The following is a 16,983-nucleotide window of genomic DNA, read 5'->3' on the forward strand; positions in this document are numbered from 1 at the left end:
TTCAAGGTTGTTTGCGTGAGCAAACGATGATTTGAGGGTGGCACCACGAGTCTCTCGTCCCTCACCTACCTACAGTAGGTGACTGGAACGAGTTTTTTTATTTTAAGGAGGAAATTTATCTTATGTTTATAGCAAACAAAATCAATCTTCGCATTCCAGGTCCAACTCCGATACCACCAGCAGTTCAAGCTGCTATGAATAAGCCAATGATTGGTCATAGAAGCGGTGAAGCTAGTACACTCATCAAAAAGGTAAGCGAACGCTTAAAACCTTTTTTTGGCACAAATGAGTCCCCTCTATTGTTTACTGGCAGTGGTACTTCTGTCCTTGAAGCAGCTGTTGTCAATACGGTTCAACCTAATGAAGAAGCTATCGTGGTAGTAACAGGTGTATTTGGGGATCGTTTCGCGAAAATATTGACAGAATATGGTGTTATTGTAAAGAAATTAGATGTGGAATGGGGGAAAACTCCTGAACCTGATGCTGTAAAAAACGTATTGAAACAAAATCCAAACGCAAAAGCTGTCTTTTTTACTCAATGTGAAACATCTACAGGAGTTTTAAATCCAATTGATAAATTAGCCCCTATCGTTAAGGAACATTCTGATGCCTTCGTCATCGTGGATGCTGTTAGTTCCTTAGGTGCCGTACCATTTGAGATGGATCAGTGGGGAGTCGATATCACAGTTGCTGGTTCACAGAAAGCATTGATGATCCCTGCTGGATTGGCGTTTGCAGCAGTTAGCCAAAAAGCATGGAAAGTAATTGAAGAAAATAAAAATCCAAAGTTTTATCTCGATTTCAGACGTTACCGCGATAATCTAATAAAAGGCACAACTCCGTTTACTCCTGCTGTATCACTATTGTTTGGCCTTGATGCCGCGCTTGAGTTACTGGAGCAGGAAGGATTGACTCAAATTTTCAAACGTCATGAAGTGATGAAAGAAATGACCCGAAGTGCTATTCGTGCTCTTTCTTTACCATTAATGACAAGTGACCAGGACGCTTCTCCAACTGTTACATCTGTGTTCCAAGCTGATGGTTGGAATAGTGAAAGCCTTCGAAGCGATCTCAAAAATATGGGAATTGTCATCGCAGGAGGACAACAACATTTAAAAGGAAAGATCTTCCGCATCGGTCATATGGGCTACTGCGACCCCTTCGATATATTACCTGTTCTATCTGCAATTGAGATTTCCTTAAAGAAACAAAATGTAGCCCTATCTTTTGGTACTGCAATACAAGCTGCTGAGGAGGTTTTATCTACTTATGTTTAAAGTATTGGTAACAGATAATATAAGCGATTTAGGATTAGCTGCTCTGTCAGATGCACAAGATGTGGTGGTTGTAAAAAAGACAGGATTATCATCAGACCAACTATTGCTTGAAATAGAAGACGCAGATGCACTGCTCGTTCGCAGCCAAACGCAAGTGACTGCGGAAGTACTAGAAAGAGCTCATAAATTGAAAGTAATTGGTAGAGCTGGAGTAGGTGTAGATAACATCGATGTTGATGCCGCTACAAAACGTGGCATTATCGTGATGAACGCTCCCGATGGAAATACGATTTCAACCGCTGAGCATACTTTTGCAATGCTCATCTCCCTATCCCGTAATATTCCACAAGCTTATCGGTCCACCATCAATGGGGAATGGAAACGAAAAGAGTATGTTGGGGTAGAGCTTAATGGAAAAACATTAAGCATAATCGGATTAGGACGTATTGGTGCAGAATTGGCCCTCAAAGCAAAAGCTTTTCGGATGAATGTCGTCGCGTTTGATCCCTATTTGACTATTGCCCGTGCCGAAGAACTGGGAGTACAAAAAGCTTCGTTTGAAGATGCTATTCGAGCAGGAGATTTTATCTCTGTTCACACTCCTTTAACCAAACAAACTCGTCATCTCATCAGCAGTGACGCTTTTCATCAGATGAAAGATGGGGTTCGTATTTTGAATTGTGCACGTGGTGGTATTATCGATGAGTATGCACTTGTCACTGCTATTCAATCTAGCAAAGTTGCTGGAGCTGCGTTGGATGTATTTGAACAAGAACCACCTGCATCCGATCACCCACTCTTCGTTTTACCACAAGTTATTGTTACGCCTCACCTTGGTGCTTCTACTGTGGAAGCACAAGAAAATGTAGCTATAGACGTTGCTGAAGAAGTACTACATGTACTGAGAAACAAACCTTTCAAAAATGCAGTAAATCTTCCTTCACTATCAGCAGAATTACAAAAAAAGATAGGACCTTACCTGCCATTAGTAGAAAAGCTAGGAAAATTTGCTTCCCAACTGGCAACTGGTGCTGTACAAAGAATGATTATCTCCTATGGCGGAGAAGTAGCAGACCTTGAAGTTTCCGCATTAACACGAGCTTTACTAAGTGGTGTACTCTCAGAGCATCTTGATGGAATTAACCAAGTAAATGCCCCACATGTGGCGAAGAATCGTGGAATTGAAGTTCTTGAAAAAAAATCCACTGCTAGTCATGGATTTACACAGTTGATAACAGTAAATATTACGACAAGCAGAGGAAAAACTACTGTTTCTGGTACATTACTGAATGGATTTGGTGCTAGAATCACAAAAGTAAATGGATATTCTGTTGACGTTGTCCCAGAAGGACATATTCTTCACATCACTCATCAAGACCAACCAGGGGTTGTTGGAAAAGTTGGGACAATCCTCGGAAATGACAATGTAAACATTGCTACGATGCAAGTTGGTCGAGAAACAATCGGTGGACAGGCCATTATGCTACTAGGAATAGACAAAGGTATTGACGAGAATGCTCTTGAAAATCTACGTGAGTGTGGTGTAGTAAATGGAGTTCAAGTGATTGAGCTCTAGTCATTAAGTATAATAGTGGTGTAAACGATTGTAACGGGAGGAAACATCGTGAGCAAAGTAGCTATTGTAACAGGAGCAAGTCGCGGAGTAGGCTATGAGATTGTAAAACAATTTGTTCAGACGGGATATCGAGTAGTTGCTGCTGCTCGGGATAAAGAATCCTTAAACAAGTTAGCAAAGATAGCTCCTGAGCAAATTTTCCCTGTAAGCTGTGATATCACCAAACAAGAGCAAGTAAAAGATGTCATCGACCAAACGATAGCAAAATGGGATCAAATTGATATTTTAGTAAACAATGCTGGAGTTGGGCATTTTGCTCCGGTCGACGAACTAACAGAAGAACAATGGGATGAAATGCTTAATGTAAACAGCAAAGGGCCTTTTCTTACTTGCAAATATGCTATCCCTCACTTAAAAACGACAAAAGGCCATATTGTCAATATCTCCAGTGGAGCAGGCCTTGGAGCATTTGCTAAAGGTGGAGGATACTGCGCATCCAAATTTGCATTGATGGCATTGTCTGATAGCTTAACCCAAGAGCTTAAGCCATATCATGTACGAGTATCCACCATCTGTCCAGGCTCCATTAAGACTAATTTTGGCACCCCCAAAGACTGGGCTCTGCCACCTGAAAAAGTCGCAGAAACGGTTCTGATGGTTGTTGAATCCCCTAAAGAAGTCATCTATGGTCAAATTGTGATGCGTCCACAAGTTCCGTAAATGTTTTGAAACGAGCGACCGACTTGATCTATTGAAGGAATGATTCAAGTCGGTCTTTTCTCACTTAGTCACGGTTCAACGCTCCCAGTCAAGAGCCGTTGCCTTTCGGCGGTGCTCCTGATTCCACCTGCATCACCGGCAGCGTCACCGAACCCATTTCTGACTTTACTCCTGTGATCTCATTTGGATTCCCAGAACAGATCACGATCTGAGGCACAGTGATATATCCGTAGGTCACAGCGCCCTTTCGGGACAAGCTATTCTGAAGAAATCGCAGAAGTCGCATTAATCGTACCTTTCTAACTAGTGCGCTTAATTATTATAGTAACACAATAGTTAGTCAATAGATTATATTCGCTTTGAGTCATTTACAAAAAAAGATGTCGGTCCAAGATAGACCAACATCTCTCTTCCGTTATCCTATTAACTCCTCATCATTCTCTAACTTTACCTCTACTGGTAGCTGTACAGAGAACGTTGTCCCCACACCCAATTTACTTCGAACGGTAACATCGCCATCATGAGCTTTGATTAAATGTTTTACGATCGACAATCCGAGTCCAGTTCCAGAAGAGTTGTCTCGTTTCCGAGATTTATCCGCTTTGTAGAATCTCTCAAATAAAAATGGCAAGTCTTCTTCTGGTATTCCTTCCCCTGTATCGACGACATCGAGATGAACAAAGTCATTTTCCCAATAAACTTTTACAGTAACGGTTCCATCTTCTGGTGTATGTCGTATTGCATTTCCGATTAAGTTAGTCAAAATTTGTTCCACTTTGTCTGTATCCCAAAATACTTCAGGCAATGGATTATGGAAATCACTAGTTAACTCAACTTTTTGCTCTTCTGCCAAGTTTGCAAATTTTCGGCATACCCGGGTAATGAATGGATGCAAGGAGATAAAGGTTGGTTCTAAGTCAATATACCCAGCTTCCATCCTCGCTAAGTCAAGCAACTGACTGACTAATCTACCCATACGTTGTGACTCATCATTAATCACTTGAGCAATCTCGTGTCGAACTTCTGGTGTTTCTGCAATATCATCTAACAAAGCTTCACTATATCCTTGTAACATAGCAAGTGGTGTTCGGAGTTCATGGGAAACATTGGCCACAAAATCTTTGCGGAACTTTTCAAGTAATCGTTCATCTGTAACATCTCGAATAACGGCTACTGCTCCCCTCACTTGATTCCTCGCATATAGTGGAGTCATGGCAACAGACCAGGTTCTTCCTTGTTCTGTAATGTCTCCCTGATACTCTTTCTCCTCCTCCAATACTTGGCGAAATGCGGTTTCCAATGGAGGCGGAAGTAAACGAGAATGAGGAAAATCATATAGAGTTAGTAATTTTTCAGCAGGTGGATTGGTGACAATGACTTTACCTGAAGCACTGATGGTCAAAACTCCATCGACCATACTTCTCAGAATACTAGTCAACTGTTCCTTCTCATGAGATAAAAGATTAATGGATTCTTCCAACTGTCGCGCCATGCGATTAAACGTGATCGCGAGGTCAGCTATTTCATCGCGTTCATGCGGCCTGACTCGAACACGAGTGGAAAATTGCCCAAGAGCCATTTTCTCAGCTGCTTTTTGCATTTGAATCAATGGTTGGGTAATACGTGTTGATAAAAAGAAAGCAAAAACAGTAGTTAAAGCAATACCAATAAGAGCAGAATAAAAGATCCAATGTTTGATATCCGAAACACTCAACTGATCTTTTGTTTGATAAAGTAATATCGCACCAATCGTCTTATTATCTTTCTTATAAGGAACTCCAACTAAAAACACATCATTCTTTTGAAAGGCACTCGTTAAAAAGGATTCCGTTGACGGAATACGCCCAACGGCCACACTTTTATTTCCAGCTAGTATGTATGGTAAATTGGCTTTTTGAATTAGTGCTTTTGGAACAGAATCTTCAAAGGAAGATAGAGTAGGTAAAACCTTTCCATTCCGATCTACAATAACTACATGTGTGTTAAATTGTTTGGCAATGGCAATTGTATTAGCAACATAGTTAGGCATATCAATCATCGTACTGTTTAATTTGCGTTGTACGACGTCTGCTAGCTTACTTAAACTAATTTGTTGGTCTTGCACATATGTCTTTTCTACTTGTTGATTAAGAAACAAACTCAGAAGAATCAGAACGAGTGAAACCAAAATAATTATCGTAAGCCACAGTTTCCCGACAACACTTCTTAAAATCACTCTTTAGGCACCTCTAGTTTATAACCTACACCCCAAACTGTAGTTATCATCGATGCTGCACGATTGGATGCACGATTTAATTTTTCCCGGAGCCGTTTTACGTGAGTATCAACGGTTCGTAAATCGCCGAAAAACTCATAATTCCATACATCACGCAGTAGGGTTTCACGAGTGAATACTTTATCGGGTGACTGTGCCAGATAATACAGTAATTCATATTCTTTAGGGGTAAGCGAGATTGATTTGCCGCCTGCTTTTACTTCATGAGCATCATTATCAATAGTGAGTTCAGGAAAGACAATAACATTGTGTGTTTCCGTATTCGTAGATAAGTATGCGGTTGCAGATGCTCGTCGAAGTACAGCTTTCACTCGATGCACCAATTCTCTGGGACTAAACGGCTTCACTACATAATCATCCGTACCAGCTTCGAAACCTTCTACTCGATTTGTTTCTTCTCCACGAGCTGTTAACATAATGATGGGAGTAGCTTTATGTTTTCTGATCTCTGCACAAACTTCCAAACCATCCATACCTGGTAACATCAGATCTAATAAGATGAGATCGTAATTTTGTGAAGATGCTTTTTGGACTGCTATTTCCCCATCTTCTGCTTCTTCAATAACATAACCTTCTCGTTCCAAATACATCCTTAGCAAACGCCGGATGCGATCCTCGTCATCTACGACTAAGATAGAATAATTTTTGCCTTCATTAGATGCCAATACATTCACCTCTTACGAACTCTTCCATCTCCATCCTCAAGCATAGGAATGAAGACCAGAAATAACAAGATTTATAACTATCAGATTCAACATAATGATAACAAACCCACCTACTACAAGCCAAGCAGATTTCATTCCAACCCATCCTCGAGATAACCTCAAGTGCAGATAAGCGCTATAGAACATCCAAGTGATAAATGCCCAAGTCTCTTTTGGGTCCCATCCCCATGGTCTTCCCCATGCTTCATTTGCCCATATCATTGCAAAGATAAGGGCTCCCAATGTAAAGAGAGGATACCCGATGGCTACACCACGATAGCTGATCTCTTCTAATAACTCTGGATCTAATTTTCGCACAAGAGGATAGAGTAATTGATAGAGATTTTTTCTGACGATAGCTCGGTAGATAGCGTATAAAACTAATCCTACCACAATTCCCCAAATTACAGAATTAAATTTACTTGCTGCTTTTTCTCCTTTCATCCAAGATGGTGCTTCAAATAGAGGACCTTGATAACCAAGAAATCGATCTACTTTTACTGCTTTACTTTCATTTGGAGCAACAATTGGTGGTAGATTATATTCCTCTATCACTTGATTTCCATCCACTTGATGCGTAAAGCTCGCTTGGTATCCAAATGTTTGAAAGAGTAGAGAAGCAATCGAAAATCCAAGTAACATGACAAAAATAATCAATGTCATCTCCAAATACTTTGCATGTTTTGGCTTTTCTCCCTTCCCAACTTGATAAATAAGATAAATTAATCCTGCTACACAGGATACAGCAAAAGCACCTTGTCCCAAAGCAGCAGTAGTCACATGAATATATAACCAGTGGCTTTGAAGTGCGGGAATCAAAGGTTGAATATCTCTTGGAAAAACAGCAGCATAAGCGAGTAACACTACTGCTAATGACATTACAAATGCACCTAATACATAGGTTTTGTATATTGCAAAAATAACAATAAAAGCCAATACCAAAGCAAAACACAAAAAAGCAATAAACTCAAACATATTACTTGTTGGAAAGTGACCGCCGATCACAATTCTTGTAATCATAAATGCAACATGGATCACTACCCCTGTGATACTGAGAATGATGGCAAGTCTTCTCCACACTTTGGAACGTTTTTTTGACTCTGTTGCTACAACTACAAAAGCGATTGCAGAAACAAGATATAAGATAAAAGTCCCATATAAAAGATTGTTCATTACGGTAGTCATTCGTCTATCTCCTTCACTAGATGGCTAAAGCCGATCTGTGATAACTCCCTGCGAAGTGCGAACCAATTTTTATTTGTATGTGCTCCTAAGTACAGGATTCTATCCTGAATTCTGATCCATACTCTTCGATGTTGCCAGTAAAAGCCCATGACTAAACCTATCATGGAAATAATTCCACCGATTAAATAGATAGGCAGACTTTTTTCAACTCGAACCATTAGCCCTGCTGTATTAACCATGTCAAATCCAGCAAGCCCAATATCGTATTTATTACTTTTGGGATTTGGAAAATTCATCCCAGAAATAACTAACGAGTTCTCCCCTTTTGTTTTGCCTTTTTCTATCGTTTCAAACAAAAAAGCTGGTTGATTCGGGTCTTGGGATTTTGTAACTGGAACATTATTTTCAATGGCGAAATCAGGGTAATAATCTTTGATTTTTACTCGTAAGTCTCCCACTTTATAAATCTGTGACTCGGTAATCTGGGAAAGATTTACGGAAAACACCCCGAGATTTTGCTTCGTTTTTCGATCAGTGAGCGAAAATTTAATCCCTGTCAAGTCTCCAGAGCGAAAATCGGATTGATATAATTTTAAACCTTTATAGTTTAGTGGATCATTGACTAAAATTGTTTTTTTCGTCAGCGGAACCAGTTTTCCAGCATTATCTTTTTGGTATAATACTGCTTTCGTCCTATATTTACTAACAATCGGACCCTTATTCGATTTCGCTGTTTCTTTGTAGTACTCTACCGCTGATCCTTCATTTTTCACATAGTAATGCGTTTGGGGAACACGAACAGTCTGCCCCTCTTGCACCCAAACATAATCATCTAAATTCCATCCAGGTAAATAACGTAATAAAATCCCCACTAAAAAAATAATAAGCCCGATATGATTAATATAAGGTCCCCATCTACTAAAACGACCTTTTTCAGCAAGCAGCGTATTGCCTTCTCTTCGTACATGGTATCGTTTTGCAGCTAATTTATCTGCTAAATCATCTATTTTAGCAGAAGCGTCTTCCTCAGGGATGTCCTCTTTTAGTGAAATGCGTTGTCGTTCGATAAAAACGGTGCTTTTTGCTACTTTTTGATTCTTTAAAGCTCGATACAAAGGAATAACGCGATCCAAACTACAAATCACTAAAGAAATACCAATCACCGACATTAATGTAGCAAACCACCAAGAAGAATACATATCAGAAAATCCTAATTGATAAAACCACTTTCCAAGCGTTCCATATGTTTGTTCATAGTATGTATCTGGTGATGAAGAAGGAATAAACTGCTCTTGTGGAAAAATCGTGCCAATACCAGACATGATCAGCGTGATAATAATGAAGACGATTGCAATTTTTACCGAAGAAAAAAAGTTCCAAACTTGATCGATAATCGACGATTGATAAGTGAGAGAACGACGTGCTTTCCCTTCGTATCTCATTTCTTTATCGAGCTTTTCCTTACTATCGCTTATCTCATCTAATGGCCTTCCACAATGTTCGCAAAGAACTGTTCCAAGAGGATTATTGTGACCACATTCACATTTTGTATTTTCAATCATTCTCTGCACCTAGTTTCTACCTTATTACACAGGACTTTCTTTTGCTGAGTTTTACGTATCCCTATAAAGAAGATAACATCAATGTCCGCAAATCGACTGATGTGCATAACAAAGCCTTCGCACCCTTTCCGAGGCTTGCAAACGGCAATACTATTTTATTATACAAGTAGCGTCAAATTATTTTCTTCTATTTCGGATTTCGTTCACCACTTAGTAACTTTTTCAAACCTTTCACTTCCTGAGGAGTCAGCTCCCTAAATTCACCACGCTTTAAACCTTTGATCGTAAGGTTTGCCAATCTTGTACGGATAAGATGCATGACAGGATGTCCAATTGCTTTACACATTCGACGGACTTGTCGATTTCGCCCTTCATGGATCGTCAATTTTATTTTGGCATCCTCATCTCGTTTTTGTATCATCTTTACCTCTGCAGGCGCTGTTAACCCATCCTCCAAATAAATACCTTTGCGTAATTGTTCTAAGCTATTTTCATCAGGGATGCCTTTTACAGTAGCAATGTATTGTTTTTCAATTTCAAATCGAGGATGCAACAAATGATTGGCCAGTTCGCCATCATTGGTAACTAGTAATAACCCTTCCGTATCAAAATCTAAACGTCCAACTGGATAGACCCGTTCCTCGATGTGACGAAAATAGTCTGGCACCACTTTTCGTTTTTGTGGGTCTGACATACTAGAAATCACATATAGCGGCTTATAAAAGATAAAAGTTCGCTTTTGTTCTTTTTGGATGGACTTGCCTTTTACTAGAATGCGATCTTTATCTGGATCTACTTTTGTGCCTAATTCTGTTACCACTTGTCCATTTACTTGAACTTTTCCTTCTTGTATCAACACTTCCGCCTGACGACGTGAAGCGATGCCTGCCTGTGCTAATATTTTTTGTAAACGTTCCACCAATTTGTCACCTCGTTTTCTATGTTACTTTTTTCACAAAAAAAAAGCTAGCTTTCTACTAGCGAAGGATAATCATCGTATATTTCATTATGTTACAAAAACATGAGGGAACAAACGACCAGTGACGCTACAAACCCAATAAAATCCGCCCACAGACCAACTTTTAAAGCATAGAGTGAGCGCTTAATCCCTACAGCACCAAAATATACTGTTAAAACGTATAAAGTAGTGTCAGAACTCGCTTGAATCGTAGAAGCTAGTTTTCCTAGAAAAGAATCAGGACCAAATTCTCGATATATGCTCTCTACAAAAGCGAGTGCTCCTATTCCTGATATAGGTCGTAATAAACCGATTGGTATTACTTCGCTCGGTATATGAAACCAATTAGATATAGGAGACAAAAGATGTAAATAAAATTGCATTGCTCCCGTATCACGAAAAACGGCAACCGCAACCATCATCGCTACGAGATGTGGAATAATGGAGATAACAGTAGGAAATCCTTCTTTGGCTCCTTCGACGAAACTCTCATAAATAGGTACTTTTTTAAAAAGAGCGTATAAAGGGATAAATACGATGAGAGCCGGCAACATCCATTTGGATATTAAGGTAATACATTCAAACATAAATTTATCCCTTTCTGTTATATTTTCGTTGATAGTACCGATCAATAAGAACTGCCATCGAAGTAGCGATAAAAGTTGCAATCAACGTAGGACCAATAATTTCAGTAGGGTTAAGCGAATCATATTTTAAACGCAAACCAATAACGGTCGTAGGAATTAAGGTTAACCCAGAAGTATTGATAGCCAAAAGTGTACACATAGCTGGTGTTGCAGTTTGTTTATTGGGATTTAATTTCTGTAGCTCTTCCATCGCTTTTAAACCCATAGGAGTTGCTGCGCTTCCTAATCCAAATAAATTAGCACTCATATTTGACAAAATATATCCCATAGCCGGATGATCTGCTGGAACACTAGGAAATAAAAAACGTGCAATCGGCCCTAATAACTTAGCTAATTTTCTTACTAGACCTGCATCTTGAGCAATCTGCATCATCCCCAACCAAAATACTAAAATGCTAATTAAGCCGAAACAAACGGTAATAGCATCTTTTGCACCCGTCAGTGCAGCAGAAGTGACTAGATCAATCTGGCCTTTTGCAGCTGCCGCTACCACGCCGCTAAGCAGCAAAAACATCCATATGTAATGAATCATGGTTCCACCACCCTAGTAACAACAGAAGACAGTACTTGTTCCACTCTTTGAAAATAGGTTGGTTTATCACGATAGGCAGAGAAGATAGGAACAGAACCAATTAATTGTTCTTCCAAATAAATCTTAGCAATGCCAATTGCTTGACCGTTTGTCCGTATCGTTTCTGTTGGCGTGCTTTGTACCGTTTGAATTCGTAATTTCTTCTTCTCATCTTTGGTTAATGGATATAAAAATGATTTTCCAGCCATCATATATAGTTCTTTGTTTTGCCTATTTGTTACACCCATCAAAGCAAGAAGCTGTCCTTTTTTTACGATTACTTCTTTTTTATAATTGGCAAATCCATAATTGTACATATCAATTGCATCGTTCCAATCATTTCCATCATTTAATGTAACTGCTACAAGCTGACTTCCATTTTTTGTAGCGGAAGTGACGAGTGTTCTTCTTGCTTGTTTCGTAAAACCTGTTTTTACGCCATCTGCCCAAGGATACAATCGGAGTAATTTATTTTTGTTGTAAAATTTTTGATCCCACTCCAAATTAGGCCAATCAATTGTTTTTACTTGCGTTTTGACTATCTGTTGAAAGACGGGATTCTTTAAAGCATAGCTAGTTAAGATAGCTAAATCTTTCGCAGATGAATAATGATTGGGTTGATCCAATCCATGTGGATTTGTAAAATGGGTATGCTGTAAACCAAGAAAACTAGCTTTTTGATTCATCAAATACACAAAACCTTCTACAGAACCTCCTACGTGTTCTGCTATTGCAGTAGCTGCATCATTTCCAGACCGTAACATAAGTCCATATAACAAATGTTCAAGAGGAACTTTCTCCCCTTTTTTCAGATATATCGAAGACCCCTCTACTCCTACTGCATTTGGTCCAACCGTGACAATACTGTCTAACTTGGATTGTTCGATTGCCACTAATGCAGTCATGATTTTGGTTAAGCTCGCTATCTTCATCTCTTTATCAGCATTTTTGGAAAATAATATCCTGCCGGAGTCTCGATCCATCAAAATTGCAGCTTGTGCAGAACCCGCTAATGGGGGAGTTGCATAAACATAGATAGGGACAAACAATATTGCAGCGATTATGACGAAATAGTACCATCGTTTCACTGGTTTCACCTCGCCCAGCTAGGGTTTGTACCAGTTTATGCGGACAAGGTAAAAAAATAGACCACTTCAAAAGATGTGATTACAACTTTACCTATTCATAAGGACAAATTACTGTAATAAATAGAAAGGATATTCGTTTACTTTCATTTTGAAATATACTAACATTTATACAAGTAAGTAGATTGATTATTCAAATGAATTTGATTTCACAGGAGTGAAAGCATGAAATTTAAATTTTTGATCATTTGTTTGATATTTATTGTAACCTTATTTCCTGCTTATGGATCTACCACAATAAGTCAAAACGTGGATAATTCTATGCCCAAAGGAGATTTGCCAGGCTGGAAGCAAGTTTTTGCAGATAACTTTAATGGTCAATATGTTCCGGTGGGAAGATTTTCGGATTGTGATCATAACGCGATGGATCCTAAAAACGCCTATTGCAATGGTCTTCCTGAGCCACAAAAAAGCAACTGGTGGGCATATCCTCACGGATGGCCCGATACTGCAAAACAACGAAAGTATCCATTAGGTGGTATTTACAATCCCGAAGAAACTGTCTCCATTGAACCATTACCAAATGGAGATGGTGTCATGAAAATTAAAATGTTCAACAATGGCGGAGAAAATCAAGTTGCTGCGGTTATACCCAAAAAAATCGCCGGATCAAAATATGGTCGTTATGTCATTCGTTTTAAAGCTGAGACAACTCCAGGCTACAAACTAGCTTGGTTACAATGGCCAGATGATGATAATTCTTGTCAAGGATGTGAGATTGACTTCCCTGAACTCGAATTAGATGAAAATATATCTGCCTTTATGCACCACAATGGAGATCCAGATGGGAAAAAGCAAGATGCCTTTAACACTGGACAACCATATGGTGTTTGGCATACTGCTGAAACGGAATGGTCACCCGAGAAAGTTAGATTTATTCTAGATGGAAAGGAAGTAGGAACTTCTGAAGGTTCCAAAGTTCCCGATCAACCTATGTCCTGGATCATCCAATCCGAGAGTGCTTTAAATGGGGAACAAGCGGCTCCAAATTCATCAGCAACCATTTGGATCACATGGGTTGCAGCATATGAATATACAGGTAAGCAATAACAAATAAAACCCGTTTCTGCATAATTAGAAACGGGTTTTATTTATAATTTGAGCTAAAAACGACAAATTAAAATTTCACACATACAGGATTAGGAACCGGAATGTCGTTATGTAAAAGGCTCAATTTTCCTGTTTCTAAATCTCTTGCAAACAAAACCAGGTTATTTGAATTTTGATTGGAGGCGATGACGTACTTCTCCGTTGGATCCAATACAAAATCCCTTGGCCAATCTCCTTCTGTTGATATCCAAGATACAAAAGTCAATTTTTTGGTTTGAGTATCGACAGCAAAGATAGCAATGCTATTATGCCCGCGATTACCTGCATATACATATCTGCCATCACTGGAGATATGGATTGCACTCCCTTGGTTATTTTCATTAAAATCACTTGGGATAGTAGATACCGTTTGAATATCTGCAAAACTGCCATTTTCGTCATTGAAAGACAGGACAATGACTTCAGAACTAAATTCCGTCATTACATAGGCAATGTTGTGATCTTCAGGATGGAAAACAAGATGTCTCGGACCACTTCCTGGACGAATTTTCAATCGACTTACTTCCTCTAATTGTCCATTATCATCTACTTGATAAGTAATCAAATAATCACTTCCTAGTTCTACAACAGCTAAATAGTTATTATCTGGTGTCATTGCAGCAAAGTGAGTATGAGGTTTTTCTTGTCTGGGATCTGGTCCAGTACCTTCATGATGGATAATAGAAGATGGTGGAAAAACAGCTCCATTATTCGAATGGATAGGATGCGATTCTACTGTTCCTTTATGATAATTCGCACTAAAAACATAACGCTGATCTTGGTCTACACTCACATGGCAAGGAGGAGAACCAGCTGATACCTCGGCATTAATAAAGGTGAGTTCACCTAATTCATCCATAGAGAATGCAGCAACACCCCCCATATCCCCTTCTTTTAATACCGAATAAAGATATTGTTGATTTGGGCTGATCGTCAAATAAGTAGGATTATCCAATTCAGCTGCGACCTTCAGATTCGAAATCTGTCCTTCTTTGGTATCCAATTCAAATGAATAGATACCTTGACTATCTCCATTTGTATATGTTCCCACATAGCCTATAAATATTGATTTTTCCATAATGTTTAACCCCTTTACTTAACTGGATGATGGGTAAGCGATGAAAAGCATGTACAATTTATTTTAGTATATATTAAGAAGTTAGTAACACTTACACACTCTTATATGTTTTTATCCTATAAAACTACATTTGTCTCTTTATATTTTTTCAATTGTATTACTCATTAAAACCTTATTATGTATGACAAAATATAATTTTACGTTTTATCCCATCGATAATTCAACTAGAAAACCCGAGGTAGAAGTGATTACCTCGGGTTTATAGAAAATTAATCAATTGGAGTTTGCGGTGCTGATTCGCCTGTACCACAAACCCCCGCTTTTCTTTTCCCACTAAATTTACTAAACAGATTTGGTGCCATGTCAAAAATTCGATCGATTAAGTGCGCATTTCCATCCATACTGAGTAAGCGAATACCTTGTTCTCCGACTACAATAAATGCCACTGGAGTGATTGATACTCCACCACCACTACCTCCGCCGAAGGGAAAATGTTTACCATCTTGTTTCCCAGATTCATGTTCATGTCCATTGCCATTTCCATTCGATTTTGGCTTCACTCCAGCTGAAAATTCACTCCCGCCTGCTGCAAATCCAAATCCGACTTTACTAACTGGAATGATCACTTGTCCATCAGGAGTTTGTAAACGATCCAAATGACAGCAAAGTGTGAAAACCGTTCTACATACTAGACCCCTACAGAAAATTTACTTGTAAATTCGGCTTCTCATCAATTTCATCCTTCGTCCATAGTGCATTATGGATAATTGATTTATAAGCTCGATTAAGTACTTTAGGGTCTTTCTCGCTTTCTAAAGTATTTAGCACATCTTTTACTGTAGCTAACATATCTTCATTTCTTGCTTGTTCTGTTTGGTCGACTTGTTTTGCTATGATATTATACTCATCTTCAGATTTCTGTAAATGTTTTTCGTATTCTGTTTTCTTCAGTACATATTCATCTTTGGAAACTTCACCGTCAGCTCTCATATCTGTAAGATTACTGATTCTTTTTTCTATTTTTTTAATTTCCTCTAATTTTTTTTCTAACATTTCATAAAGAACTCGTCTATCTTCTAGATCTATTCCTTTTCGTATTGCCTCTTCTAATTCAATCTTTTTCTGTACAATTGCTTGTTTTAGAATTTCTTCTATTAATGAAGTTTGTCCACCGTGATTGATACATCTCATACCAAAATGGTCTCTGTAAACACAAGACTTTAAATTGTCATAAGCTCTATCTGGTCTTTTTTGAATTTGCATGGTATGCCTACATTTTGCACATACAATGATTCCAGAAAAAGCATGCTTTCCAGCCCGACTTGCTTTGGGTGTTGTTTTTTGTCGTTGGAATAGAAATTTTAATTTATCATGCTCAGTCTCCGTTTTTACTGCTGGATGACAGTTTTTATAGATAATCCATTCATCCTTCTGTTTAAAAACTACAGCTCCAGTAGAAACAGATTTTCGTTTTTTTCCAACCACAATATTTCCTAGATGCACTTCATCTAGCAACAGACGATGTACTACTGCTGGACTCCATAACCCATCTCTTGGTGAAGGAATGGACATCTTATTTAATTCCCATGCTATGTCAGTTGATGACCAACCAGTTAAAGCCCAGTCCATCATCGTACGATAAATGTTCTCTTTTCCTGGGTCAGGCTTAAGCTTTTTAGACTGTCGATTATACATATAAGGAAAAGGTGGTGTTCCATTTACCCAATTTCCTACTTTGGCCCCTCTCGCCTTACCTTGTCTCAAACGACGAGAAATTTGCTTATACTCTTGTCGAGCTATCATTCCTTGGAAATCAGCCAACATCATGTCCGATTCATCATTTAAATTGTAAACCTTTTGTGGTGTTATAATAAGAGTCTCTGAATGAGAAAAAGTTTTTTCAATCGTTGCTTGGTCGACTTTATCTCCCCTACCAAGACGATCATAGTGGACTACTAACACAGCATCATACATTTGTAGCTCAACATCTTTTAGCAATTCTTGCATTTTAGGTCTTACAGCAATACTATCACCGGTGCCAATCTCTGCATATTCAACATATGACCAATCATTTTCTTTACACATATGCGACAGTTCTTCTCTATGCTTATCTAGATCGGAATCTAAATCTCCTCTAGACTTTCGCAAATAAACTGCAACATTATGTACGTTTTGGATCATTTACTAACCTCCTGC

The 16,983-nt window shown here is 38.7% G+C and carries 15 protein-coding genes and 1 other annotated feature (1 of these 16 running past the window's edge); of the genes, 4 read left to right on the forward strand and 11 right to left on the reverse strand.

Annotated elements, in window-relative coordinates:
* Positions 1-65: a binding site (T-box leader), on the forward strand; it begins 161 nt to the left of the window's first position.
* Between the two features lie 57 nt (positions 66-122).
* From AC5WOE_RS05040 to AC5WOE_RS05050, 3 genes are read left to right on the forward strand one after another with little or no spacing between them, the layout of a single operon-like run.
* Positions 123-1,277, forward strand: coding sequence for a pyridoxal-phosphate-dependent aminotransferase family protein (locus AC5WOE_RS05040; protein WP_496049791.1), 1,155 nt, complete (start codon positions 123-125; stop codon positions 1,275-1,277).
* The gene (serA, locus tag AC5WOE_RS05045) at positions 1,270-2,853 is read left to right on the forward strand and encodes a phosphoglycerate dehydrogenase (protein WP_496049790.1); all 1,584 of its coding nucleotides are present in this window, start codon (positions 1,270-1,272) and stop codon (positions 2,851-2,853) included. Before AC5WOE_RS05040 ends, serA begins: the two co-directional genes overlap by 8 nt.
* Positions 2,854-2,901: 48 nt before the next feature.
* The gene (locus AC5WOE_RS05050; RefSeq protein ID WP_496049789.1) at positions 2,902-3,573 is read left to right on the forward strand and encodes an SDR family oxidoreductase; all 672 of its coding nucleotides are present in this window, start codon (positions 2,902-2,904) and stop codon (positions 3,571-3,573) included.
* Between the two features lie 415 nt (positions 3,574-3,988).
* Here AC5WOE_RS05050 and AC5WOE_RS05055 read toward each other — a convergent pair whose 3' ends face one another.
* From AC5WOE_RS05055 to AC5WOE_RS05090, 8 genes are all read right to left on the reverse strand, one after another.
* The gene (locus AC5WOE_RS05055; protein ID WP_496049788.1) at positions 3,989-5,788 is read right to left on the reverse strand and encodes a sensor histidine kinase; all 1,800 of its coding nucleotides are present in this window, start codon (positions 5,786-5,788) and stop codon (positions 3,989-3,991) included.
* Positions 5,785-6,513, reverse strand: a complete 729-nt coding sequence (locus tag AC5WOE_RS05060) for a response regulator transcription factor (RefSeq protein ID WP_496049787.1) — start codon at positions 6,511-6,513, stop codon at positions 5,785-5,787. The genes AC5WOE_RS05055 and AC5WOE_RS05060 overlap by 4 nt, the downstream gene beginning before the upstream one ends.
* 36 nt (positions 6,514-6,549) lie before the next feature.
* Positions 6,550-7,737: a c-type cytochrome biogenesis protein CcsB gene (gene ccsB / locus AC5WOE_RS05065; RefSeq protein ID WP_496052065.1), complete on the reverse strand. Its 1,188-nt coding sequence runs from the start codon at positions 7,735-7,737 to the stop codon at positions 6,550-6,552.
* Positions 7,734-9,299, reverse strand: a complete 1,566-nt coding sequence (gene resB / locus AC5WOE_RS05070; protein WP_496049964.1) for a cytochrome c biogenesis protein ResB — start codon at positions 9,297-9,299, stop codon at positions 7,734-7,736. Before resB ends, ccsB begins: the two co-directional genes overlap by 4 nt.
* A gap of 187 nt (positions 9,300-9,486) precedes the next feature.
* Positions 9,487-10,218: a pseudouridine synthase gene (locus AC5WOE_RS05075; protein ID WP_496049785.1), complete on the reverse strand. Its 732-nt coding sequence runs from the start codon at positions 10,216-10,218 to the stop codon at positions 9,487-9,489.
* Positions 10,219-10,310: 92 nt separating this feature from the next.
* On the reverse strand, positions 10,311-10,844 hold the full coding sequence (locus tag AC5WOE_RS05080) for a spore maturation protein (protein ID WP_496049784.1): 534 nt from the start codon (positions 10,842-10,844) through the stop codon (positions 10,311-10,313).
* Positions 10,845-10,848: 4 nt separating this feature from the next.
* Positions 10,849-11,436 carry a nucleoside recognition domain-containing protein gene (locus AC5WOE_RS05085; protein ID WP_496049783.1) on the reverse strand — a complete coding sequence of 196 codons (588 nt, stop codon included), beginning with the start codon at positions 11,434-11,436 and terminating at the stop codon, positions 10,849-10,851.
* Positions 11,433-12,563 (reverse strand): D-alanyl-D-alanine carboxypeptidase family protein, encoded by a 1,131-nt coding sequence (locus AC5WOE_RS05090; protein WP_496052066.1) that lies wholly within the window; start codon positions 12,561-12,563, stop codon positions 11,433-11,435. The genes AC5WOE_RS05085 and AC5WOE_RS05090 overlap by 4 nt, the downstream gene beginning before the upstream one ends.
* Positions 12,564-12,785: 222 nt before the next feature.
* On the opposite strand from AC5WOE_RS05090, the gene AC5WOE_RS05095 reads away from it, so the two are divergent.
* Positions 12,786-13,670 (forward strand): glycoside hydrolase family 16 protein, encoded by an 885-nt coding sequence (locus tag AC5WOE_RS05095; RefSeq protein WP_496052067.1) that lies wholly within the window; start codon positions 12,786-12,788, stop codon positions 13,668-13,670.
* A 67-nt stretch (positions 13,671-13,737) separates the two neighbouring features.
* Here AC5WOE_RS05095 and AC5WOE_RS05100 read toward each other — a convergent pair whose 3' ends face one another.
* The 3 genes from AC5WOE_RS05100 to AC5WOE_RS05110 form a co-directional block, all read right to left on the reverse strand.
* Positions 13,738-14,787, reverse strand: a complete 1,050-nt coding sequence (locus AC5WOE_RS05100) for a lactonase family protein (RefSeq protein ID WP_496052068.1) — start codon at positions 14,785-14,787, stop codon at positions 13,738-13,740.
* A 269-nt stretch (positions 14,788-15,056) separates the two neighbouring features.
* Positions 15,057-15,443: a spore germination protein GerW family protein gene (locus tag AC5WOE_RS05105; RefSeq protein ID WP_496049779.1), complete on the reverse strand. Its 387-nt coding sequence runs from the start codon at positions 15,441-15,443 to the stop codon at positions 15,057-15,059.
* Positions 15,444-15,483: 40 nt separating this feature from the next.
* Entirely contained in the window at positions 15,484-16,968 is a 1,485-nt protein-coding gene (locus tag AC5WOE_RS05110) for a recombinase family protein (protein WP_496052069.1), read from the reverse strand.
* Between the last annotated feature and the right edge of the window lie 15 nt (positions 16,969-16,983).

Source organism: Shimazuella sp. NTD248 (assembly GCF_059510395.1).

Coding starts and splice junctions, on each gene's coding strand:
- AC5WOE_RS05040 (WP_496049791.1), top strand. CDS start 123: ATGTTTATAGCAAACAAAATCAATCTTCGCATTCCAGGTCCAACTCCG.
- serA (WP_496049790.1), top strand. CDS start 1,270: ATGTTTAAAGTATTGGTAACAGATAATATAAGCGATTTAGGATTAGCT.
- ccsB (WP_496052065.1), bottom strand. CDS start 7,737: ATGACTACCGTAATGAACAATCTTTTATATGGGACTTTTATCTTATAT.
- resB (WP_496049964.1), bottom strand. CDS start 9,299: ATGATTGAAAATACAAAATGTGAATGTGGTCACAATAATCCTCTTGGA.
- AC5WOE_RS05080 (WP_496049784.1), bottom strand. CDS start 10,844: ATGTTTGAATGTATTACCTTAATATCCAAATGGATGTTGCCGGCTCTC.
- AC5WOE_RS05085 (WP_496049783.1), bottom strand. CDS start 11,436: ATGATTCATTACATATGGATGTTTTTGCTGCTTAGCGGCGTGGTAGCG.
- AC5WOE_RS05095 (WP_496052067.1), top strand. CDS start 12,786: ATGAAATTTAAATTTTTGATCATTTGTTTGATATTTATTGTAACCTTA.
- AC5WOE_RS05100 (WP_496052068.1), bottom strand. CDS start 14,787: ATGGAAAAATCAATATTTATAGGCTATGTGGGAACATATACAAATGGA.
- AC5WOE_RS05110 (WP_496052069.1), bottom strand. CDS start 16,968: ATGATCCAAAACGTACATAATGTTGCAGTTTATTTGCGAAAGTCTAGA.